We start from the raw sequence: 22,602 nt of genomic DNA, 5'->3' as shown, positions 1-22,602 counted from the left end.
TATCAATGGCTTATGTGGACGGATTTGTGATTGCTGTTCCAACTGCGGCAAAAGAAGAATTCATCGCCCATGCAACGCTGAGCAACACTGTATTTGTCGAGCTTGGCGCAGTACGCATTGTCGAATGCTGGGGAGATGATGTGCCTGATGGCAAAGTCACCGATTTTCGCCGCGCTGTGCAGGCGAGCCCTGATGAGACAATCGTCTTTTCGTGGATCGAATGGCCGGATCGCCAGACGCGCGACGCGGCCATGTCCCGCATGGACGAATTGATGAAAACCGATGCGCGTTTCGATGCGCTCAAAAATCCCATGCCGTTTGACGGCAAGCGTATGATCTTCGGCGGTTTCGCTCCAGTGTTCCAGTTTGAAAAATAAAGCCGGCGATCGCGGCAGCAGCCCTCATCCGGCAGGGTGGTAGGTTGCGGTAAGTGTCGCCGCCGGCGCGGCGATAACCAGTTGCCGCTGGACCAGATCTTCCAGGTGCGCCAGGACCGACAGACCGGCCGCGCCCGTCAGTTTCTGGTCAAGGCCCTGATAGATGGCGCCAACCAGCGCCGGTATGGTGGTAAGTCCCTCCTTCAACTGGCGCAAAATTGCCGCCTCGCGCATCAGGCGATGTTTGACATAGGCTGCGGCGAATTGCTTGGCATTGCGCACCGGACCGCCATGTCCTGGCCAATAGACGGTTTCAGGCCGGGCCGCGACGCGGCGCAGCGATGCCATGTAGGCGCTCATCGAGCCGTCGGGTGGCGCAATAACGCTCGTCGCCCATGCCATGACATGGTCGCCGGCAAACAGGACGTTATCCTCCTTGAAGGCGAAGGCGGCGTGGTTCATCGTATGGCCGGGCGTTGGCACGGTCTCGAGCGTCCAGCCATCGCCAGCGATGATTTCGCCATCGCCAAGCGCCCGATCAGGCACGAATTGTGTGTCGGCGCTCGCCTCCAGCCGGTCAAACTCACCGAAATTGAGGGGGCGCGCCGCGATATGGGGCCCGATCCCCAGAACCGGGGCGCCCGTCAACTCCTTCAGACGTACCGCCAGAGGTGAGTGATCACGATGGGTGTGGGTGACAAGGATCGCCTCCACTTTTTCCCCGTTGAGGTTTTTGATGAGGCCCGCCAGGTGCACCGGATCATCCGGTCCGGGGTCGATCACCGCCACCCTGCCGACGCCCACGATATAGGTATTGGTGCCGACAAAGGTAAACGGGCTGGGGTTGTTGGCGATGAGACGGCGCAGGCGCGGGCTCAGCCAGTCCGCACGGCCATATTCGAATACAAGGCTTCGGTCGAAGGGAATATCGTCAGCCATTACGCGATCCGCCATATTTGCCAAACGCCGCGTTCTTGCTATGAAACGAGTATGGTAAAGCAAGTTGAGGGCGCCCGAGAACGCCCACAGTGGAGGTGAAGGTCGATGAACGCAACCACGCTCGATGTTGGCACGCTGGCTGGTCGCTTGATTGGCAGGGAAGGATTGCGCGGACTTGCAGCGCGCATCGCCCTTGTGGTTGCCGGCGCTGCCCTGCTGACGATTGCCGCCAAGATCAAGGTTCCGTTCTATCCCGTTCCCATGACGCTGCAGACGCTTGCCATCTTTTTCATCGGTGCCACGCTGGGCGCCCGGCTGGGTGCGCTGAGCGTCATTCTTTATGTCGCCGAAGGGCTGATGGGTTTTCCTGTCTTTACCAACACGCCGCCCGCGGTGGCTGGCCCTGCCTATCTGATGGGCCCGACAGGCGGATACCTGCTGGGCTTCCTGATGGCGGCGCTGATCGTGGGCAACGCTGCCCGGCGCGGCCTTGATCGCTCGGTCTGGCGGTTCGCGATCATTCTGGGCATGGCTGATGTCGTGCTGTTTGCCTGCGGACTGTCATGGCTGATGATATCGCTTGGTATCGGTGTCCATCGTGCCGTCCAGATCGGACTTCTGCCATTTCTGCCCGGTGAAGTGCTCAAAATCGCCGTGGCGGCCTTTGCCATGCCCCTCTTGTGGCAGGCAACGGCGCGTCTGCGCCGCAGCTGATCGCTGCAGGCGGATGGTCGGAGTGGCAGGATTCGAACCTGCGACCCTCTGCTCCCGAAGCAGATGCGCTACCAGGCTGCGCTACACTCCGCCAGGCGATTACGGCGTCACGGCGCCGCGAACGGAGGCGCTCTATAACCGAGGCCTTGACGCCATGCAATGGCAAGACTGACCGGTCGCTAAAAAGAAGATCGTCACTGAGGCCTTGTAATCGCGCCCTTGGCTGGGCTACACCCCCCCGCACTTTGGGGCGTAGCCAAGTGGTAAGGCAGCGGATTTTGATTCCGCCATCCCCTGGTTCGAATCCAGGCGCCCCAGCCAGCCCTTGCGGCGGGCATACGCATCCCATTGCGTGATTGATGTGCCCAGCCAACCTAGGACATGGCGAGGCGTGCCAGCCGCCTCTTCAATGGAGCAGCGCGATGGCGATGAAAATCCGCAAGGCAAAAGAGCGCGGGCGCGTCGATTTCGGCTGGCTCGACAGCCGCCATACTTTCTCGTTTGGCAATTATCATGATGTCGATCACATGGGTTTTGGCCCCTTGCGTGTCATCAACGAGGACCAGGTGGCGCCGGGTGGCGGCTTCCAGACACATCCGCACCGCGACATGGAGATCATATCCTATGTTCTCGAAGGCGGCCTTGCGCACAAGGACAGTCTGGGTACCGGCGCCCTCATCCGCCCGGGTGATGTGCAGCTTATGAGCGCGGGCACGGGGATCAGGCACAGCGAATATAACGCCTCGTCCAGTGAGCCCGTGCACTTCCTCCAGATCTGGGTGCTGCCGGAGACAAACGGCCTGCAACCGGGCTACGCGCAGAAAAGCTTCCTCGAAGAGGAGCGGCGCGGCCGGCTCCGCCTTGTCGCCTCACGGCAGGGTCGCGCGGCCTCCCTTGTCATCCATCAGGATGTGGACCTCTACGCTTCGCTCCTGCCGGCCGGCGCCAGCCTGTCGCATCGATTTGCGGCAAACCGGATCGGCTGGGTGCAGGTGGCGCGGGGGAGTATCGCCGTCGATGGTGTGCAGCTGGAGGCCGGTGATGGCGCTTCGCTCACAGCGATGAGCGATATCAGCCTGCAAGCGCACGCCGACGCTGAATTCCTGCTGTTTGACATGGCGCCGTGACCCTGGATGCTCATGTCTCGGCTCAGTCTCATCTGATCACGGCCTGCGCCGTCGCCAAGTAGAGCGGGATACCAAGGAGCAGGTTGAAGGGAAAGGTGAGGCACAAGGATAGCGTCAGGCTGAGTGCCGGATTGGCCTCGGGCAACGCTACTTTCAACGCCGCCGGCACGGCGATATAGGAAGCGGAGGCGGCAAGCGTCATGAAGATGGCGGTTGAGCCAACCGACAAGCCGATGGTCCATGCTGCTACAAGCGCGATGGTTGCCGAGAGCAGCGGCATGATGACGGCGAACGCATAAGCCGGGAGCGTCAGCAGGCGCCAGCCTTGCCTGAGACCTCGACCCGCAACAAGCCCCATATCCAGCAAAAACAGGCACAGGAAGCCGGGAAAGACATCGATCAGAAAAGGCTTCAGGTTTGCCATGCCTTTAGCCCCTGTGAGCGCACCAATGGCGAACGCGCCGATCAGCACAACGATCGAGCCATTAAGCGCGATTTCCCTCAGCAGGTTGCTGTTGATTTTAGGCCCCGTGCTCGCGCCCTGTCGGGCAAGGATGAGGCCAACGAAGATGGCGGGCGCCTCCATCACCGCTGCCACTGCCACCATGAAACCGTCATAGGCGATCTGGAATTGCTGCAGGAGGCTTGTCATCGCCAGAAAGGTGACAACCGAAATCGAGCCGTAATGCGCCGCAATCGCTGCCGCATCGATACGGCTGAAAGCGGTCAGCTTGCGCAGCAAGGCGAAAGCCAGGAATGGCAGCAGGGCCGACAAGATGAACCCTGCCAGAAGAGCAAAAGCGAGATAACGGCTCAAGCCATAATGGGCGAGTTCAGCGCCGCCGCGATAGCCGATCGCCAGCAGGAGGTAGAGCGCGAGAAGTTTCGCCGCCTCCTCCGGCACGACCAGGTCGGAGCGGGCGAGTGACGCGGCGAGCCCAAGCGCGAAGAAGAGGACGACAGGAGACAGAAGCGTTGTGATCGCAAGTTCGAACATACCACCTACCACTGGGTCCGGGTCTGGCCTGTGCCATCAACTTGCCCGCATGCCGTTATAAAGAGGTCGACGGGAAAAAGATCAAGATCGCAGGCCGATATTTGTTGGAACACGCCGGTTCAATCCGGCAAACACCCTGTTTCACAGCGCCATTCGTGCCAGACCTTTCATCAACACAGGTCCGGTCGGACGCCCGGTAGGCGACCCGCCTGCCGGTTCAAGCGTGATTTCGAACAGATGACCCTCTGCCGCTGGTCCAATCCGCGATGGATCGAGCATGAGGCGCTGCGCGCTTGCCATTCGTCCAATCGACACCGGGCCGCGATCGCGCGATTGCAGCGTCCATACTTCGAGCGTCCGGTTCTCATCAGGCGTAATGGTCTGCAACGGCACCAGCACGAGGTTGTTTTTCCCGCTGATCGTCACAATTGCCCCCGGGCGTCCCTCGGGCGTTTCAAGAACGGCGATGAGCGAGGGGCCGGGTTTGGCAACAAACAGGAGGGCGAGCGTTGCGACCATTACGATGAAACTCAGGGCAAGGGCGGCTGGCCGCCAGAAGGCCAGCTCGCCCCATAATGTGCGCAGGCGTTGGGTCGTGCGCCCGGTCGCTTGACGGGGCAGGGTGCGCGGTTCGAGGCGCCGGGCGATCATGGCCCAGCTGTCGGCAGGCAGAGGCTGGGGCGCAGCGCTGAGATCGATATCGGTCAGTTTCTCGCGCCAGTCGTTGACGCTGAGCGCGAAGGCGCGGTTGAGCGCCATAAGAGTGTTTGCCGATGTTTCATCGCCGCCGTCGCAAAGACCAAGCGCGTAATCGATGGCGAGATCTTCGTCATCTGCCGAAAGTCCGGTCATTGCAGGCACTCCTTGAGGTTCTGCATGCCTCGTCTGATCCATGACTTAAGCGTCCCCAGCGGCAGGCGCAGGCGCTCGGCCAGTTCGCCATGGCTGAGCCCGTGGGCAAACGACAGGAGGATTGCCGCTCGTCGCTTTGGCTCAAGCCGGGCGAGACATGATCTGAGGCGGCTCGCGCCATCCAGCTTTTCCATCAATGTCTCCGCGTCGTCGGCGTCACTCGCGCCTTCGAAAACGGCCATATCGTCGGTGAGATCGAAGCGGCTTTCTTTGCGCAGGATTTCGAGCGAGCGATGACGCAGAATAGCGTAAAGCCAGGTGCGGCCATTGCCGAGCGAGCGGTCGAAGCGGCTGGCATGACGCCACACCAGCACGAAACTGTCCTGCATCGCTTCTTCAGCCAGCGTGCGGCGCTTGAGAATGCGCAACGCGACGCCGATCATCCGGCCGCCCTCACGCTGATGCAGCTGTGCCAGCGCCTGGTCATCGCCCCCTGCGCAGGCTTCAATCAGCAACGAAATGGCATCGGCCTCGGTCATGACATCGTCCTGGCGCCTCGTTGGCTCGCCCCTTGTTGCAGGCAAACAGAGTCGACTACGCGCAAAGCTGCACTTTGGATGCAGGCGCGAAATATATTTTATCCAGCGCATCCATGGATGTCAGTCATTTCTATTCACTTCGCGTGAGGGCGGCAGGCCCCATCGCTTTGAACAGGGAAATTGAACCATGATGACAAGACATATTCTTTACCCCATCGCTATTGCAGCGCTCTCGACCATTGCCATCACTGCCGCGCGGGCGGACATGCTGGCAGCGCTGTCGGGCGACGCCACACTCAGCGTCATTGACAGCAAGGCGAAGAAAATCACCCGAACGGTGACTGTAACAGGAATAGCCGGCAAGCTTGCCGGTATTGATGTCCGCCCCGCCGATGGTGTCCTCTACGCACTTGCCGTCGACGGAACGCTTTACACTGTCGACACCTCAACCGGCAAAGCGACCATGAAGGTCAAGCTTGAGACCATGGTGGCCGCCGGCCCGACCGTCGTCGACTTCAATCCCGTCGCTGATCGCCTGCGGGTGATCGGCGCAGATGGCACTAATCTGCGGGCCAATGTCGATGATGGCAAGGTCATCACCGACAAGCCGCTTAATTATGCCGAGACTGACGTCAACAAGGGCAAGACACCCAAAGTCACCGCCGGTGCCTATTCAAACTCGTTCAAGGGAACGAAGGAAACAGCCCTCTATGATATCGATGCCGCTCTTGGCACCTATCTGAAACAGGTACCACCAAATGATGGAGTGTTGACATCGATTGGTGCGACGGGGGTCAAGGCAAATGATGTCGCTTTTGACATCGCAGCGGACGGGAATGGCGGCAATACCGGCTATCTTGTTGCCAATGGCCGTCTCTATACCCTTGATATCACAAGCGGAAAGGCGACCGAACAGGGTACGATCCAGGGCCTGCCCGGCAATGTGCGTGATGTGGCGGTGATCGCCAACTGAGCCTGCTGTCACTGCTCACAAACCTTGCTGCCCGCGCGATATGAAGGTCGCGCGGGTCTTGCTATTTCCCTCGTCGTTTATTGGAACTTAACCATTCAAGCAGAAGTTTTGCATGTCTTAGATGTGAGATTTGCCATGCTTGCCAAATTACCTATCCGTCACAAATTGCTTATCCTTGTCAGTCTGTTTCTGGTGCCGATATCTCTGCAGGTGTTTCTCTTTGTGCAGCAGAGCAACAAGGACATCACCTTCTCTGCGGCTGAACAAAATGGTGTGGTGTACCTGCGCAGCGTCTGGCCATTGCTGAACGGGCTTGTGACGGCGGTAGCGGAAGAAAATATCGCCGGCGACACCAAGGCCTTAAGCAATCTGCGCAGCGCTGCGGAAACCCATGATGCGGCGATGAAGACGAGTGATTTTTCCAAGGCCGCTCTTGCCGCTCTCACCAAAGCCGGCTGGCCTGGCAAATCTGTCAAGCGGGATGGCGACAGCGAAGCGGCCATTGCCGCCCTGCGCACGCTTTTTGGCAAGGTCGGCGACGGCTCAAACCTCATTCTCGATCCCGACCTCGACAGTTTCTATGTGATGGATCTGACGGTCGTGAAGATTCAGGAAGTGCTTGACGCTGCCGGCGCCTTGCTCGGCGCGGCGCGCTCCAATGCAGCGGAGAAGAGCGTCCCCTTCAAGACCAAAGCGGAGTTTCTGATTGCCGCTGGCCGCTTCAAGGCGGCGATCGAAGGCGTGTCGGCCTCTGCTGAGTCTGGCTATGCCGGAAGCACCGATGGCAGCGTCAGGAAGGCGATCGAAAAGCCGGTGGGCGCGCTCGTGGCAGCGAGCACTCTGTTTCAGCAGGACGTCCAGGCCATCGCTGAAGCCTATGCGAGCGATGATTATGCCTCCATCGATCTTGCGAAGCTGAAAAAATCCCATGACGCGGTTCTCAAGGGGTCAGCCGATCTCTGGGCAATTTGTGCCAATGATCTTGATCGGCTGCTCGATCTGCGCGTGTCCGGCTTTACCCAGAAGCTCTATAACGCGCTTGGCATCACCATGCTGTCGACGCTGCTCGCCATCGGGCTGGCAATCTCGCTGCGCGGCAGCATCCTGCGCAGCCTGCGTAGTCTGACCCGCAGCATCCGCGCCCTTGCCGATGAGGCGCTCGGTACCGAAATCAGTGAAGCCAAGGGCAAGGATGAGGTCGGCGACCTGGCTAAATCGGTTGTCTATTATCGTGACCAGACATTGAAAAAAATCGAGGAAGCTTCCTCTGATGACCGCAAGCGTGAACTCATCGCCAAGGAGCGGGAATTCATGACGACGGTTGCCAACAAGATCCAGTCCAGCGTCGGCGGGATTGTTGAGGAACTCGACCAGTCTACATTGCGCATGACGACCTCGACCAGAGCCATGCAGAGCCATGCGGTCAACACAAGCGAGCAGGTGTCCGCTTCGGTGGGAGAACTGAACGCAACCGCAAGAGAGGTGAGCACGGTTGCGGCGGCCGTTGCCGAGTTGTCAGCGTCGATCGGCTCGATTGCCGAACGCGCGTCAACCTCTGCTCACATGACGGCTGGTGCTATGCGCCGCGCCGAAAGCGCCAAGGGGTTGACCGACCGTCTGTCGCAGGCAAGCGCCCGGATCGGCGATATCGCCACACTTATCTCGACCATTGCTGCGCAGACCAATCTTCTGGCGCTCAACGCCACCATCGAGGCAGCCCGGGCCGGTGAGGCCGGTAAAGGCTTTGCGGTTGTTGCTGCTGAAGTAAAAAACCTCGCGAACCAGACGTCGAACGCCACGGGCGAAATCGACCGGCAGGTCGAGGAAATCCGCAGCTCTGCCAAAAGCGTTCTCGACGTTGTCTCCGAGATCACTGCGACGATTTCCGACATAAGCGAAATTTCAAACGCCATCGCCAGCGCGGTCGACGAGCAGAATTCCGCGACATCTGAAATCAGTCGCAGCATCCAGACCGTCACGACACAGACGTCATCGGTGATCGAGGGTGTGGCGCAGGTGCCGGAAATCACCCGCCAGACAGGGTTGCTTGCACAGGATATTTCACAAATCGCCGATACGCTGACCGGCTCGTCTCACCGTCTCGGCATCGAAGTCAAGCAATTGCTGAGCGAGATCACCAACCGGCGGCGCTATGATCGCTATGCATCCACGAAGTCGGTCGTTGTCGAAGGCTCCTTCGGCAACATGGAAGTCGGCCTTGATAACGTCTCGGCCAGCGGTGTGTGCTTCCGCAAATTCCCCGGGATCGAGAAGGGCCAGCAGATTGTCGTTCACTTCCCTGACAAGGTAAAAATCAAGGCGACGGTGATGTGGGTCAATCAATATCTGGTCGGCGCCAATCACGATGAGGACACCCTGTCCACATCGCTGATTGAAAAACTGACCAACGACGCTGCGAAAGTCAGGGCCGCATGATTCAGCGCGTCATCGCGCCTGCGCTGCCGGCCAGACATCGCTGACAGCGCGGAGCGGGCTCATGGCGGCGCCGGATTGGTGGCAGAGTGGTGTCATCTATCAGGTCTATCCGCGCTCCTTTCAGGATAGCAATGGCGATGGTGTTGGCGATCTTGCTGGCGTAGCCACCCGCTTGCCCTACCTTGCAGGGCTTGGGATCGATGCCATCTGGCTATCGCCCTTTTATCCCTCTCCCATGGCTGATTTCGGTTATGATATCAGCGATTACTGCGCGGTTGATCCGCTCTTTGGCACGCTTGCCGACTTTGATCGGCTGGTTGCCGAGGCCCATGCGCTGGGGCTCAGGATCATTGTCGATCTCGTTCCCAACCACACCGCCATCACGCACCCATGGTTCGTCGAGAGCCGTTCCTCCCGCCACCATCCCCGGCGCGACTGGTATATCTGGCGTGATGGGCGCGAGGGCGGGCCACCCAATAACTGGCTGTCGCATTTCGGTGGCAGCGCCTGGACCCGCGACACGGCAAGCGGACAATATTATTATCACGCCTACCTGTCGTCCCAGCCCGATCTCAACTGGCGCAATCCGGCGGTACGCGCCGCCATCCATGATGTGATGCGCTTCTGGCTCAACCGTGGCGCCGATGGCTTCCGCGTCGATGTCATGTGGCATCTGATGAAGGACGAGCAGTTCCGCGATAATCCGCCAAACCCGCATTATCGTCCGGGGCGACCGGGTATCGAGCGCTTGCTCGAAGTCTATTCCGCTGATCGCCCCGACGTGCATGATGTCGTGGCGGGGCTGCGGCAGGTGGTTGATGAAGTCCCCGGCCGCGTCCTTATCGGCGAAACCTATCTGCCGCTGGCGCGTCTGGCTGCCTATTACGGGCAGGCCCTGGATGGCGCCCACATGCCGTTCAATTTTCATCTGCTTGAAACGCCATGGACGGCGCCGGCCTTGCGTGAGTTGATCAACCGCTATGAAGCGGTTCTGCCGCCGGGCGCCTGGCCGAACTGGGTGCTGGGTAATCATGACCGCCCGCGCCTGATGGGCCGGCTGGGCGAGGCGGGAGCACGGCTCGCCGCCCTTCTGCTGCTGACGCTGCGCGGGACACCGACGCTGTATTATGGCGATGAGATCGGCATGCCGCAATCAACCATACCAGCCGACCGGATAAGCGACCCGTGGGGAAAATCCGAGCCGGCAATGGGGCGCGACCCTTGCCGCACACCCATGGCGTGGTCGCCGGCACCAGCTGCAGGTTTTACCACAGGCCGACCCTGGCTTCCTCTCCACAGCGACTGGCAGCGCCGCAACGTGGCGGTGATGGAGAGCGACCACACCTCCCTGCTGACCTTCTATCGTCAGTTGATCGCGCTGCGCCGGCGCTCGGCAGCACTTCACAGCGGCGATTATAGCGACCACCCTGCGCCCGAGGGCGTGCTCGTATTTGGCCGTCAGCACGAGGGCGCGCGCCTGGAGGTCGTCCTCAACCTGTCCGACAGGGTGCAGACGATCAACGTGGCAATGCGAGGAGCGCCGCGCATTGTGTTGTCAACCGACCCTCAGCGGCCAACCGGTACGTGCGCCGGGCTTTGCACCCTGCGCCCGCAGGAAGGTCTTATTTTAGACATTACAGACGTCAATCCCAAACCATTAAACGCAAAAAAAACGAGATTGGCCCGTAAAACCGCCCATGAAGAGCCATAACTTCCTGCCACATCATCATTCGTAAATGGTCGCCAGCGTATTCGCCAAAGGTAAAACGATGAGGGCTTAGTCATTTCACATCTGCGGTTTCATGACGACCTTTCCATCACCCATCCGATTGAGGCTGACAGCGAATTCGACTCGCTATCGATGCGCGTTCATGGTCAAAATATCAGTGGAAATATGACGCCCGCGCGCCCGACCGGAGAGATATATGTGAGCCCTTCGCCTGATGTCCTGCCGGTAGCGATACTTCTGGTCGCGCAGTCATCGGCGGTGGCGGAAGCGGCATGCGGCTTCATTCGCTCGCATGCCGGCGCCGAGGTGGCGTTGTCACCACTCGGGCTTGGTCTGCTGGCAGCGCCTGGTAACGGCGCCGATCCGCGCGCGCTTGATGTATCGCCGTTCGATGCCGTCGTGAGCGGGCGTCAGGCAGGAAGCGAACTTGTTGTCATTTCCGACGTTGCCGAGACCATGACGGCCTTGCGCGAGTGTCTCGTCGGTTTGTCGCCCGAGCTCCGCGCCGCGATTTTTCTTGTCGATGGCCCGTTCCTTGAAGGCGGCCTTGCGGCGGCCCTGGCAGCCAAGGCCGGAAAATCCGCTGCAGATATCGCCGCCGCCGCGGTCAATGCCCTTGGCGAAGCGTCACCCGCTGCCGTGAGGGTGAAAGACACCGCCGTCGCGACGTTTACAAACGAGACAATTATTGCTGATCCCCTGGGGCTCCATCCCGGACCAGCAGCGCAGATCGCCCTGGTATCGGCTGCCTTCGATGCAGAAATATTGATCTTTGACACGACGGCCGGTCGCGGTCCCGCTTCGGCCCGCAGCCTGATTGCGCTTGGTGAATTGCAGGCGCGAAGCGGGCATCGCCTGCGCATCGACGCGCGCGGCCCCGATGCCGAGCGGGCTGTCGCTTCGCTGGTCAACCTCATCGACAATATCAATACGGGGAGCCCGTCGCCTCCGTCTGCCTTGCCGCGCCCGTCGAACGCGCGTGCGCACGCCATGTCGGCTGGTATCGCTTATGGTCCGGTGATCGTTCTGTCACGGGTCCTGCCGCCGGTTCCGCTCGACAAGGCGCAGGACGCCGAGGTTGAAGTGGAGCGTCTGCTGGAGGCGGTGTCGAGTGCCCGACAGGACCTCGCAACCCGCGCCTCCCACCATGATATCGCCGACAGCCTGGCGCTTCAGGATGTCTTCCTCCAGGACCCGGCATTGGTGGATCAGGCGATGTTGCTTATTCGCTCGGAAGGGCGCAACGCAGCAGACGCCTTCGCGCGCATGGGCGCTGCCGCCATCGCCGTCTATTCTCGCTTCGAGGAAGTCGGGTTACGAGCGCACGCGGCTGATCTGGGAGAAGCCGTCGATATGGTGCTGATCCAGCTTCTTGCCGGCGCCAGCATTGATATTCCCGACGGCGAACCGGCCATTCTGATCGCCAGCGATATGCCACCCTCACTGGCGCAGAAACTTGATCCCTCGCGAATTGCCGGCGTCATCGACCGTCGCGGGGCCACCACTTCGCATACGGCCGTCCTGTTGAAATCCGCAGGTATTCCCGCAGTGTGCGGGGCTGAAGGCGTCATCCCGTCGCAACTGCCATCATCCGCGATCTTTGATGGCGCCACCGGCGAACTTGTCTTCGACCCCGATCCCACAACCCTTCATCGTCTGCAATCGCGACGTATGCCCGAGAGCGAGGCGCAACCGACGCCGCCCACCAATGGCTATGCCGAGAGCAGCGATGGCGTACTGGCCGAACTCTTCGCCAACGTCGCCAGCCTCAAGGATGCGCAGGCTGCCTTTGCCGCTGGCGCGCTGGGCATTGGCCTGTTGCGAACGGAAATGGCCTTCCTCGAGCGCAGCGACGTCCCGAGCGAAGCAGAGCAGATCGCAGCGTTGCGTCCGATATTCGACATCTTCGCCGGTCGTACCGTGATTGCCCGTACTTTTGACGCGGCGCCCGACAAGCCGCTGCCCTTTCTCGCCAAGGCGATTGCCGCGGGCGAGCACCCCGCAATCTTTGAACGTCAGATCGCAGCCCTTCTCCAGTCGGCTATCGGCGCTGATTTACGTCTGCTGCTGCCCAAAGTAAGCGAAGTCACCGATGTCATTGCGGCACGGGCGGCGCTGGTGCGCGTCCATGAGCGTCTGGAGGCCGATCACATCCCCCATTTATGGCCTGTCGCGCTGGGCATCATGGTCGAAGTGCCGGCGACCGCGCTGATGGCCAAAGCCTTTGCCGCTCATGCCGATTTCTTCTCGTTGGGCACCAATGATCTGGCGCAGTTCACTGACGGGCATGCCCGCCATCACCGGCGCGATCTCATGCCGAGCCCGGCGCTCCTGCGTTTGATCCAGTTGCTGGTGGAAGCGGCCGCCGTCTCGCAACGCCCGCTCTCCGTCTGTGGCGAGCTTGCCGGCGATCCCCAGTCAGCACTGCTGCTGTTTGGCCTTGGCGTGCGCTCGCTGTCGATGCGCCCGGCCGCTTTTGGCGATGTCATGGAGGCGCTGAAAGCCTATTCGTCCGCCGAAATCCAGCTCATGGCCGAGGATGCGTTGGCGCTTGCCTCAAGCGAAGCGGTGGCGTCCGCCGTGGAGCGCTTCGTCACCCGGTATTGAGCTCAGGTCGAGGTGCCGCCGCGCGCAATGAACGGCCCGTTGCGGAACCCCTCGCTGATCTTGCCGTAGACAAAAGGCTTGTCATCGGGGGTCAGCAGGCTTCCGCCCGCCGCCCGCAGGACGGCATGACCGGCAGCAGTGTCCCATTCCATGGTCGGCGTGAAACGAGGATAGAGATCGGCACTGCCATCCGCCAGCAGGCCGAATTTTAGCGCTGATCCGCGTGTCACCACCCGGTTCTCGCCCTGGGCATCAGCCCAGGCTTCGGTCCTGGTGCAGCGGTGCGAGCGGCTCATCACAACGTCAAGCGGCGTTCCGGGCTGGCGGACGTGGATGGCGGTGGAACTGGCGGGGTCAAACGGGGCGCCAGCGGCCAGTTGTGCCTTGCGCGCATGCTCGCCGCCAAGATAAAGCGCGCCGTCGAGCGGTGAATAGACGATACCGCAGACCGGCACGCCTTGCACGATGAGTGCAATATTGACGGTGAATTCGCCGTTGCGCCCGGCAAATTCGACTGTGCCGTCGAGCGGGTCGACAAGCAGGAAGACGCCGTTGCTGATGTCAGGCACACGGCCCTGGGCTACCGCTTCCTCGGCAATGATCGGAACCTCGGGTAGCAACTCTTGCAGCAGCCGCAGGATGATCAGTTCAGCCGCCTCATCCGCCTCGCATACCGGCGAGGCATCCGATTTCTGCCGCATGGTGAAATCGCTCGCATAGACGGCAAGGATCACACAGCCAGCCTGGGATGCGATGCTGGCAAACGTATTGGCCAACGCATCGAAGCTCGCAAAGCCGGCTGGAACAGGGAACGAGCCTGCAGATGATTCCATCATGTCGGTCGCGCTCGAATGAACATTGGACGAGGTGTTGAATTGCCGTAATGAGGAAAGGTAACAGCGATAGCTTGACATAATTACGCATCAATCACCACGCCAGACATAGGGCCGCAAGTATGGACGAAGTACTGATCGAAGTCAGTCGCGGCTCGTTGATCGAGAGCCGCCATACCGGGTCTGTAGCGGTGATGAACGACCGTGGCCAGACGGTCTTTTCATGGGGCGATACGAAGCGCGCGGTGTATCCCCGATCGGCGGTCAAGGCAATTCAGGCGCTAGCCCTCGTTGAATCGGGTGCCGCTGATCATTTTGCCTATTCCAATGAAGATTTGGCGATGGCGTGTGCCTCGCATTCGGGCGAAGCAGCACATGCCGAGCGCGCGGCAGCGATTCTGGCGCGGCTTGGCTTGAGTGCCGCAGCGCTCGAATGCGGGGCGCATTGGCCGATGGGCGAGATCGCCTCGCGTACCATGGCGCGAAGCAATCTCGAACCGTCAGCGCTGCACAATAATTGCTCCGGCAAGCATTGCGGCTTTCTGGCGCTGGCAGTTCACCGTGGTTATGCGCCGGCGGGATATGTCAAGGCTGATCATCCCGTGCAGGTGGAAGTGCGGCGGGCACTGGAAGAGATGGTGGGCGTATCACTTGGTGCTGAAATCTGCGGCACCGATGGCTGCTCGATCCCGACCTACGCCATGCCGCTTGATCAGGTGGCGATAGCCTTCGCCCGCTTTGGCACCGGACATGGGCTGTCGCCCGAACGTGGCCGCGCCTGCGAGCGCATTCGCAAGGCCTGCGCTGTGGCGCCGCAGATGGTGGCGGGCACCGGGCGTTTCTGCACCGACGTCATGCGTCTCTTCGGCGAACGGGTATTCGTCAAGACGGGCGCGGAAGGCGTCTTCTGTGGCGCCTTCCCAGATCGCGGACTTGGCTTTGCGCTCAAGATCGATGATGGGGCGACCCGCGCTTCCGAGACAGCGGCGGCGGCGCTGATTGCGAGCTTTGTGACCATGTCCGACGACGAGGCTGGCGAATTCGAACGCTTCCGCCGACCCAGACAGCGGAACTGGCGCGGTATCGAAACCGGTGGAATTCGTCCTGGGCGGGCATTTGAGCAGGCGTTGTCGGCGGTCCCGCACCCTAAGGCGGGTTGATGCCGCATCGCCTGGCTTTCCGTTTCAGCCGGCGCGATTGCGGGCGAAGGTGAGGTTGGCCTGCTGGCCATCGGCTGCGCGCGTCAGATCACCCGTCACGTTCGTCTGCCACTCCATGCCGGCAAGGGCGGTCTTTGAGCCGGCGATGATGTTGTCAGCAACGATCGCCTTGCCCGCGCCCTTGACGAGCGACACGCCGATGCCGATGTCGCTCTCGCGCACCACATTGGCGCTTGCCGTCACATTGCGCAGATAAGGCCCCCAGCCAACGCGAATACCGACGCCGGGCACGTTTTCGACCGTATTGCCGATGACCGTTGTGTCGGCTTCAACCGCGATACCATAGGGCCGCGTATCGGGATTGCTCAGGCTTTTGGTGGTGATCCCGCGCACGACATTGCCAACGACGGAGGCCAGCCTGCCGCCTGAATCGAAATTGCTGACCGAGATTCCGGCTGCAGCTGCGTCGATTATGTTGTTGGCGATGCTTGCACCCTCGAAGGCAAATTCAATGAAGATCGCCACCTCGCCCGAGCGCGTGATGCTGTTGGCGGTAACGATGACGTTCGACCCGCCATTGCTGCGGATGCCGGAAAAGGCGCAGTCCCTGATGGTGTTGGCGCTCACCACCACCGCGCCGGCGCGGAAAATGTTGACGCCATTACCGTTCTGCCCGTTGCCGCCATCGCGCGCACCGACATGTGAAATCCGGTTATGGGTGATCTGTGTGCCATCCTCGCCCTTTTGCGAGCGCCACACCTGAACGGCGTTGTTGCCGATATCAGAGAAGGCATTGCCATCGATCCTCAGGCCGCGCGAATCGAGCGCGAACAGGCCGGCATCGCCGACCTGCGTGAAGGTCGAGCCCTCAACCGCGCCGCCGCATCCTTCAAGAACGAGGCCACACCCCGGCGTATGGGTGAATTCAACACCGCGTAGATTGATCGCCTCGCAGCCCTTGGCGGTGAGAAGCGCGCCGCGCGTGCCGCCAATCGTCCGGCCCGCACCATCGAGAACGAGATCGCTGACGCGCAGACGCTTTGTCCCTTCGGCTCTGAGGATCGGCCGGGACCCCGACTGCACCAGCCGCGTCAGGCCGGGCGTACCGATGAGCGTCGCGCCCGGCGGGAGAACAAGCCCGCTGACAAGAAAGCGCCCTGCCGGCAAGTGCAGCGCCTGTCCGCGTCTGGCGCTGTCGTTGATGGCGTGTTGCAGCGCCTCGCTCTGGTCATGCCTGGCGTTTGCGACCAGGCCATAAGCATTGGCTGTCGCTGTCCCGGAAGAGGGCGATTGTGCGAAAGCGGGACGCGATAAGGCGGCAGTAGCGCCACCGCCCAGCGCAAAACCAAGAAAATGACGACGTTTGAGCATGGGCAAGGGTCTCCTTGACCATGGCAACGCAAGTCCTGTGCCGTTACGCCTGTTGCAGCAGCGCGAACATTTCGTCGACCGCCAGCCCCACCGTTGTCCGGCCTGCGCGCACCGCATCCTCAAGTTCAGCCATCCTTGCACTGAGGACTGGCCGGGATTTCGCTTCCGCAAGGAGGCGCGTCTCGAACAAATTCCACATCCACGCCACATTCTGGCGGGCGCGGCGTTGCGTGAGCCGTCCATCGGCTGCGAACAATGTGCGATGGCGCCCCACAACGTCCCACAGCTCGCCAAGCCCGCCGCCGGTGAGGCCCGAGACCAGCTTGAGCGGGATCGGCCAGTCAGGTTCCGCCGGCATCATCACCGCAAGCGCTGCCAGATAATCGCTTGCCGCCTGGCGGGCGCGCGGCAGGTTTTCACCATCCGCCTTGTTGACCACCACCATGTCTGCAAGTTCCAGAATGCCCTTCTTGATCCCCTGCAGGTCATCCCCGGTGCCGGGCGCCATCAGCACCAGAAAAAAATCGACCATGCCGGCAACTGCCACTTCCGATTGCCCGACCCCCACGGTCTCGACGATGATGACATCATAGCCAGCCGCCTCGGTGAGCAACATCGCCTCGCGGGTTTTTGCTGCCACCCCGCCCAGCGTGCCGGCTGAAGGGGAGGGGCGGATGAAGGCGTTGGCGTCAACCGCCAGTCGCGCCATGCGCGTCTTGTCGCCCAGGATCGAGCCGCCGCTCACCGTCGAACTGGGGTCGACCGCCAACACCGCCACTCTGTGGCCGCGCCCCGTCAGCATGACACCAAGCGCATCGATGAGCGTCGATTTGCCGGCGCCCGGCACGCCGGTGATGCCAAGCCGCACCGCCTTGCCGGTCAACGGCAGCACCGCCTTCAGCAGCGCCTGCGCTTCGGCCTGATGATCGGCGCGGCGCGATTCGATGAGCGTTATCGCGCGCGCCAAGACAGCGCGGTCGCCAGCGATCAAACTCGATGTAAGCAGAGAAATATCAACCATCATCTGTCCTTATGAAAAATGACGGCGATGTCACAAACCAACACTAATTGCTATTCAGTTGAAATTCCGCAGCGTCGCTCTTCGCGCGGGTTCCAAGTTTATCTTTCCAATGTGTCTCCCGCCTCCAAATATCATCTTGACCATCAACGGAGCGGGCGGTTTCAAGAACAGATATTGAAAAGTCCATATGTCCTGCCTGCCTCATGAGAACATTGCCCCCATGACCATCCTTCGCATATTGTTGCCAGCGCCCCCAAAATCCGTTGTCGCCGCTCGCCGAACCAACATACTGAGCTCCCGTTTTGTTGCAAATCAGGAGATAAACGCCACGCGTTGATGTGAGATGTGCTATCCAGGCAGGGTATAGATTTTCCAGGTCCACGAATTTCAGCCGTAAACCATCAAATCCGGGAAATTCAGGTTCTTTAAATCGGCGGCGGATTTCGATGATAGGCTTTATTTTTCTGGACGCATGCTGAAGCACGGCGCGAGTGCCAGGTCCCCAATCGATCACGAGACGCCCTGAGAATTCCGCCAGTAACTGTTGCTGTTCAAACTCGTGAAAGACGTTCTTTTCAGAGTATTCACCGACCCAACCGGTTGGCGCGGAGTAGCGATCACTTGGTCGTACGGGGCGCCATCCACGGGACAGATACAGACCAACGAAAAGAGTTTCGACTGACGGCGTTACCACGAAGCTCGCAAGATAATTGTTTGTCTCGATCCGTCGGTGCCGGCTCTGATGACTTTGATAGATTTCGAAATCAACAGGGTGGTCGCGCCATAGCTTATACGGGTTGGCTGTCGGCTCCTGATGGCGGTAGAGGCGTACTCGAGATAATTCCAACCCGGCGATGCTGAGAAGCGCCTGGAACGTCAGAAGACTCATTCCGCCGCCGCCCGGTCGCCATAGCCAAGATGGGCTGAGAGCTTGGCGAGGAGATCATGCGCTGCCTCGGCAATCACAGTGCCCGGCGGGAAGATGGCGGCAGCGCCGGCCTCAAGCAACGTCTGGTAATCCTGCGGCGGGATGACACCGCCCACCGCGATCATGATGTCGGGGCGCCCTTCAGCGCCAAGCGCTTCGCGCAGGGCCGGCACCAGCGTCAGATGGCCGGCGGCAAGAGACGACACGCCCACCACATGCACGTCGTTTTCAACCGCCTGACGTGCCACTTCCTGCGGTGTCTGGAAAAGTGGTCCGATATCGACGTCAAAGCCGAGATCAGCAAAGGCAGTGGCAATCACCTTCTGTCCGCGATCATGGCCGTCCTGCCCCATCTTGGCGATGAGAATACGCGGGCGCCGTCCATCGGCTTTGGCGAAGGCTTCGACTGCGCCGCGCGCTGCATCAATCTTGTGATTGCCCATGCCGACCTCCCGCGCGTAAACGCCCTGGATCGATTTGATCTCGGCGCGGTGGCGCCCAAAGACACGCTCAAGCGCGTCTGACATTTCGCCAACTGTTGCCTTGGCGCGCGCTGCCTCAATCGATAGCGCCAGAAGATTACCGTTTGCCCGCGCGCCGTTTTCAAGCGCACTGAGCGTGCGGGCGACATTCGTTTCATCGCGCTCCGCCCTGAGCCGTTTCAGCTTGTCGATCTGCAGCATGCGCACGGTCTGATTATCGACGCTGCGTACCTCGATCGTCTCGTCGCGCTCGGGGCGGTATTTGTTGACGCCAACGACCGTCTGGCGCCCTGAATCGATGCGCGCCTGGGTCTTTGCCGCCGCTTCCTCGATTTTGAGCTTGGGTACGCCGGCGGCAATCGCCTTCGCCATACCGCCCAGGCGCTCCACCTCCTCCATATGGCTCCATGCCCGCTCCGCCAGATCGTGCGTCAGGCGTTCGACATAGAAGCTGCCACCCCACGGGTCAGCTGGCCGCGTCGTACCGCTTTCCTGCTGCAGGAAGATCTGCGTGTTGCGAGCGATGCGGGCGGAGAAATCAGTCGGCAGCGCCAGCGCCTCGTCAAGCGCATTGGTGTGCAGCGATTGCGTATGGCCTTGCGTCGCCGCCATCGCCTCGATCTGCGTGCGGACAATGTTGTTATAGACATCCTGCGCGGTGAGCGACCAGCCGGAGGTCTGCGAATGGGCGCGCAAGGCCTGTCCGCGCTCATTGGCGCCAAGCGGCTGCATGAGGCGCGCCCACAACAGGCGCGCAGCGCGCAGCTTCGCCACTTCCATGAAAAAATTCATGCCGATCGCCCAGAAAAACGACAGACGCGGCGCGAAGGCATTGATGTCGAGACCGGCGGCCATACCGGCACGCGCATATTCAAGCCCGTCAGCGAGCGTATAGGCGAGTTCGAGGTCAGCCGTCGCGCCGGCTTCCTGCATGTGATAGCCGGAAATCGAAATCGAGTTGAATTTCGGCATTTCGCGCGAAGTATGCGCGAAGATGTCGGAGATGATGCGCATCGATGGTCCGGGCGGATAGATATAGGTATTGCGGACCATGAACTCCTTGAGAATATCGTTTTGGATCGTGCCTGAGAGCTTGGCCTGCGGGACGCCCTGTTCTTCGGCTGCGATTACATAGAGCGCGAGCACCGGCAGCACGGCCCCGTTCATCGTCATCGACACGGAAATATCGCCAAGCGGAATGCCGGCAAAAAGCGTGCGCATATCGTAGATGGAATCAATCGCCACGCCCGCCATGCCAACGTCGCCCGGCACGCGCGGATGATCGCTGTCATAGCCGCGATGGGTGGCAAGATCGAAGGCAACCGACAGCCCTTTCTGCCCGGCGGCCAGATTGCGCCGGTAGAAGGCGTTTGAATCCTCAGCCGTCGAGAAGCCGGCATATTGGCGGATCGTCCAGGGCGACGCGACATACATGGTGGGGTAGGGGCCGCGCAGATAGGGTGCAAATCCCGGCATGCCGCCAAGCGTGGTGAGCCCGGCAAGGTCATCGGCATCATAGATTGGCTTGACGGCTATCCCTTCCGGGGTCTCGAAGGCAGGCGCATCGCCTGCTTGCGGACTGCCTGCCGGCGGCACTGCGAAAGGGATAGTGGTGAAATCGGGAATGCGGCTCATGACACCCTCACCGCGCCATTATAGACCAATTTGTCGTTGCAGGTCAGTCAGCGCCGCAACAATATCCATGCCAGCATAAATGAAGCTGTCAATGCCGGCTGCGGTCAGTTCCTCGCGCTTCTCGCGTGGATTGCCCGCAAGCAGCACCAGGCGCGCTCCGGCTGCTTTCAGTGCCTGGGCGGCTGCTGCCCCCTGCTTGCCGTAGACCTCATCGCTTGAGCACAGGCACGCAAGCGCCGCGCCGCTTTTGGCAAAGGCTGTTGTGAGCGCGGCGATATCGGCAAATCCGTCATTGCCGGGAGACCCGATACCACCGGCTTCAAAGAAATTCTTGGCAAAGCCTGCCCGGGTGATCGTCTCCGCAGGCGTTCCCAGCGTGGCGAGGAACATGACAGGTCGCGGCTGCATCCCTTCAGCGTTCTGACGCAAATCTTCGAAAGCCTGCGCCAGCCGCAGGCGCGGGAGTGGCGTGATTCCGCCGCCGGCCGCCACACCCTGCGGCCAAGGTGCAGCTACCGGAACCGGAGCCTCGTGAATGTCAGGAAATTCGGACACGCCGGTGATCTTGTCGCGCCGCGTCGCAAGCGCCTGCAGTCGCTTCTTGCGCACTTGCCCCACCTGCTGCTGCAGCCAGCCTGAGCGCAGGGACGTCGCAAACCCGCCGGCCTTCTCGATGTCCTGGAAAATCGTCCACGCCTTGCCGGCCAGCGCCTGGGTCAGGCTTTCGACGTAATAGGAACCGCCTGCCGGATCGGCCACGCGGTCAAGACTGCTTTCTTCTGCGAGGATCGCTTGCGTGTTGCGGGCGATGCGCCGCGCCAGCCCATCAGGGCGACCGAGGGCTGAGGTGAAGGGATGGAGCGTGATTTCACTCGCCCCGCCGACCGCGCCGGCAAAACAGGCAATCGTTCCGCGCAGCACATTCACCCACGGATCGCGCCCGCTGAGCATGCGCCATGAGGTTTCAGCGCGAATGTCGAGAGGCGCGGCGCCAAGCCCTATGGCGTCCATAAGGTGCGTCCATACCAGCCTGAGCGCCCGCAACTTGGCAATCGACAGGAACTGATCAGCATCTACCGTTATCTTTGCAGCCAGCCTTGCTGCGACTTCTTGTTGATCGAGCCCGGCTTTTTCGCCGGCTCGGAACATGTCGACAGCCTGCGCCAGGATGCTGGCGATTTCCTGCCCTTCACTTCCCAGCGCGTCGGCTACCACGCGCCCGTCAAGGAGAAAGAGCGGGCCCAGGTGGCCCATCGCCTGATAGTTCTGATGCAGAGCGGCGAGCCTCGCGGCGAAAGCAGCCTCATCGCCGATGTCCTGCCCGCGCGCCATCGCCGCAAGAGGGCAGAAGCCTGGACAAAAATCCAACGAGGACAGCGCGTGTCCGCGCCGCTGCATCAGGTCGACGAAGAGATCAACCGTCTGGGGGTGATCAGCCTCAAGCGTCACGCTGATCAAATCGAGCCGGACACCAGCAAGCAATGTCTCGATGTCGGCGGCATTGCTGACGGCAACGCCGTTGATGTCGGTTGCGATAATGAGGGCATTGGCCCCGCCTTCAAGATCATCCAGCGCTTGCGCATTGGCCGCTGTCGGATCGTTGAGATCGACCCGCTGCGCCAGCCGCCAGGGGCGCGGCGTGGCTTCCCAGCCGCGAATGAAGGGCGCCGCACCCGCCGGTCCGGCAGCGCTGACAGCGGACGCGGCTGTGCGCGCGGTATAAAGCGGCGCGATGTCGATGCCGTCATAGGTATGCGAGACGAGACGCTCCTCAAACCGCCCGCCCTTGAGGCTGGCGATGGCGGCCTCCCGCCACTGTTCATCGTCAATGGCGGGAAAGCGCGGCGCGGCACTGAAAGGATTACCTGTCATCGCCGGTCCC

Annotated in this window: 18 protein-coding genes and 2 tRNA genes; 9 read left to right on the top strand and 11 right to left on the bottom strand. The window is 61.1% G+C overall.

The features are described from left to right. Positions 1 to 5: 5 nt before the first annotated feature. Positions 6 to 377 carry a DUF1428 domain-containing protein gene (locus tag ACINK1_RS00570; protein WP_376799896.1) on the top strand — a complete coding sequence of 124 codons (372 nt, stop codon included), beginning with the start codon at positions 6 to 8 and terminating at the stop codon, positions 375 to 377. Positions 378 to 401: 24 nt separating this feature from the next. Here the strand turns inward: ACINK1_RS00570 and ACINK1_RS00565 are convergent, their stop codons facing one another. Continuing rightward, complete coding sequence (locus ACINK1_RS00565; protein ID WP_376799897.1) at positions 402 to 1,316, bottom strand: MBL fold metallo-hydrolase; 915 nt, start codon at positions 1,314 to 1,316, stop codon at positions 402 to 404. Between the two features lie 105 nt (positions 1,317 to 1,421). Between ACINK1_RS00565 and ACINK1_RS00560 the strand changes: the two genes are divergently transcribed. After that, positions 1,422 to 2,030, top strand: a complete 609-nt coding sequence (locus ACINK1_RS00560) for a biotin transporter BioY (protein WP_376799898.1) — start codon at positions 1,422 to 1,424, stop codon at positions 2,028 to 2,030. Between the two features lie 14 nt (positions 2,031 to 2,044). Here the strand turns inward: ACINK1_RS00560 and ACINK1_RS00555 are convergent. Continuing rightward, positions 2,045 to 2,121 (bottom strand) — tRNA-Pro (locus ACINK1_RS00555). A gap of 155 nt (positions 2,122 to 2,276) precedes the next feature. On the opposite strand from ACINK1_RS00555, the gene ACINK1_RS00550 reads away from it, so the two are divergent. Next, positions 2,277 to 2,351 (top strand) — tRNA-Gln (locus ACINK1_RS00550). Positions 2,352 to 2,452: 101 nt separating this feature from the next. Then, the gene (locus ACINK1_RS00545) at positions 2,453 to 3,157 is read left to right on the top strand and encodes a pirin family protein (protein ID WP_376799899.1); all 705 of its coding nucleotides are present in this window, start codon (positions 2,453 to 2,455) and stop codon (positions 3,155 to 3,157) included. Between the two features lie 28 nt (positions 3,158 to 3,185). Here ACINK1_RS00545 and ACINK1_RS00540 read toward each other — a convergent pair whose 3' ends face one another. The 3 genes from ACINK1_RS00540 to ACINK1_RS00530 form a co-directional block, all read right to left on the bottom strand. Then, positions 3,186 to 4,154: a sodium-dependent bicarbonate transport family permease gene (locus tag ACINK1_RS00540; RefSeq protein ID WP_376799900.1), complete on the bottom strand. Its 969-nt coding sequence runs from the start codon at positions 4,152 to 4,154 to the stop codon at positions 3,186 to 3,188. 141 nt (positions 4,155 to 4,295) lie between these two features. After that, a complete protein-coding gene (locus tag ACINK1_RS00535; RefSeq protein ID WP_376799901.1) occupies positions 4,296 to 5,006 on the bottom strand; it encodes an anti-sigma factor domain-containing protein in 711 nt (236 codons plus the stop codon). Continuing rightward, on the bottom strand, positions 5,003 to 5,545 hold the full coding sequence (locus tag ACINK1_RS00530; protein ID WP_376799902.1) for a sigma-70 family RNA polymerase sigma factor: 543 nt from the start codon (positions 5,543 to 5,545) through the stop codon (positions 5,003 to 5,005). Before ACINK1_RS00530 ends, ACINK1_RS00535 begins: the two co-directional genes overlap by 4 nt. 187 nt (positions 5,546 to 5,732) lie before the next feature. Here ACINK1_RS00530 and ACINK1_RS00525 point away from each other — a divergent pair, with 187 nt between their 5' ends. The 4 genes from ACINK1_RS00525 to ACINK1_RS00510 all read left to right on the top strand — a co-directional run bounded on the left by ACINK1_RS00525 (position 5,733) and on the right by ACINK1_RS00510 (position 13,290). Next, the gene (locus ACINK1_RS00525; protein WP_376799903.1) at positions 5,733 to 6,518 is read left to right on the top strand and encodes a DUF4394 domain-containing protein; all 786 of its coding nucleotides are present in this window, start codon (positions 5,733 to 5,735) and stop codon (positions 6,516 to 6,518) included. A 123-nt stretch (positions 6,519 to 6,641) separates the two neighbouring features. Beyond that, positions 6,642 to 8,954, top strand: a complete 2,313-nt coding sequence (locus ACINK1_RS00520) for a methyl-accepting chemotaxis protein (RefSeq protein ID WP_376803318.1) — start codon at positions 6,642 to 6,644, stop codon at positions 8,952 to 8,954. A 61-nt stretch (positions 8,955 to 9,015) separates the two neighbouring features. Next, on the top strand, positions 9,016 to 10,665 hold the full coding sequence (locus tag ACINK1_RS00515; protein WP_376799905.1) for an alpha-amylase family glycosyl hydrolase: 1,650 nt from the start codon (positions 9,016 to 9,018) through the stop codon (positions 10,663 to 10,665). 216 nt (positions 10,666 to 10,881) lie between these two features. Next, complete coding sequence (locus ACINK1_RS00510; protein ID WP_376799906.1) at positions 10,882 to 13,290, top strand: putative PEP-binding protein; 2,409 nt, start codon at positions 10,882 to 10,884, stop codon at positions 13,288 to 13,290. 2 nt (positions 13,291 to 13,292) lie between these two features. Here the strand turns inward: ACINK1_RS00510 and cysQ are convergent, their stop codons facing one another. Continuing rightward, positions 13,293 to 14,126, bottom strand: coding sequence for a 3'(2'),5'-bisphosphate nucleotidase CysQ (gene cysQ, locus ACINK1_RS00505; protein ID WP_376799907.1), 834 nt, complete (start codon positions 14,124 to 14,126; stop codon positions 13,293 to 13,295). A gap of 119 nt (positions 14,127 to 14,245) precedes the next feature. On the opposite strand from cysQ, the gene ACINK1_RS00500 reads away from it, so the two are divergent. Further along, positions 14,246 to 15,283 (top strand): asparaginase, encoded by a 1,038-nt coding sequence (locus ACINK1_RS00500; RefSeq protein ID WP_376799908.1) that lies wholly within the window; start codon positions 14,246 to 14,248, stop codon positions 15,281 to 15,283. A gap of 24 nt (positions 15,284 to 15,307) precedes the next feature. Here ACINK1_RS00500 and ACINK1_RS00495 read toward each other — a convergent pair whose 3' ends face one another. The 5 genes from ACINK1_RS00495 to ACINK1_RS00475 are packed head-to-tail and all read right to left on the bottom strand — an operon-like array spanning position 15,308 to position 22,592. Further along, complete coding sequence (locus ACINK1_RS00495; protein ID WP_376799909.1) at positions 15,308 to 16,654, bottom strand: TIGR03808 family TAT-translocated repetitive protein; 1,347 nt, start codon at positions 16,652 to 16,654, stop codon at positions 15,308 to 15,310. Positions 16,655 to 16,697: 43 nt separating this feature from the next. Then, the gene (gene meaB / locus ACINK1_RS00490) at positions 16,698 to 17,675 is read right to left on the bottom strand and encodes a methylmalonyl Co-A mutase-associated GTPase MeaB (protein ID WP_376799910.1); all 978 of its coding nucleotides are present in this window, start codon (positions 17,673 to 17,675) and stop codon (positions 16,698 to 16,700) included. 43 nt (positions 17,676 to 17,718) lie between these two features. Next, on the bottom strand, positions 17,719 to 18,564 hold the full coding sequence (locus tag ACINK1_RS00485) for a GIY-YIG nuclease family protein (protein WP_376799911.1): 846 nt from the start codon (positions 18,562 to 18,564) through the stop codon (positions 17,719 to 17,721). Further along, entirely contained in the window at positions 18,561 to 20,720 is a 2,160-nt protein-coding gene (scpA, locus tag ACINK1_RS00480) for a methylmalonyl-CoA mutase (RefSeq protein ID WP_376799912.1), read from the bottom strand. Before scpA ends, ACINK1_RS00485 begins: the two co-directional genes overlap by 4 nt. A gap of 18 nt (positions 20,721 to 20,738) precedes the next feature. Beyond that, positions 20,739 to 22,592 carry a methylmalonyl-CoA mutase subunit beta gene (locus ACINK1_RS00475; protein ID WP_376799913.1) on the bottom strand — a complete coding sequence of 618 codons (1,854 nt, stop codon included), beginning with the start codon at positions 22,590 to 22,592 and terminating at the stop codon, positions 20,739 to 20,741. Positions 22,593 to 22,602: the final 10 nt, after the last annotated feature.

The organism is Raskinella chloraquaticus (SeqCode), assembly GCF_021731865.1.
GTDB classification, from domain to species: Bacteria; Pseudomonadota; Alphaproteobacteria; order Rhizobiales; family UBA4765; genus Raskinella; species Raskinella chloraquaticus.
This window is presented reverse-complemented; position numbering and strand designations above follow the sequence as displayed.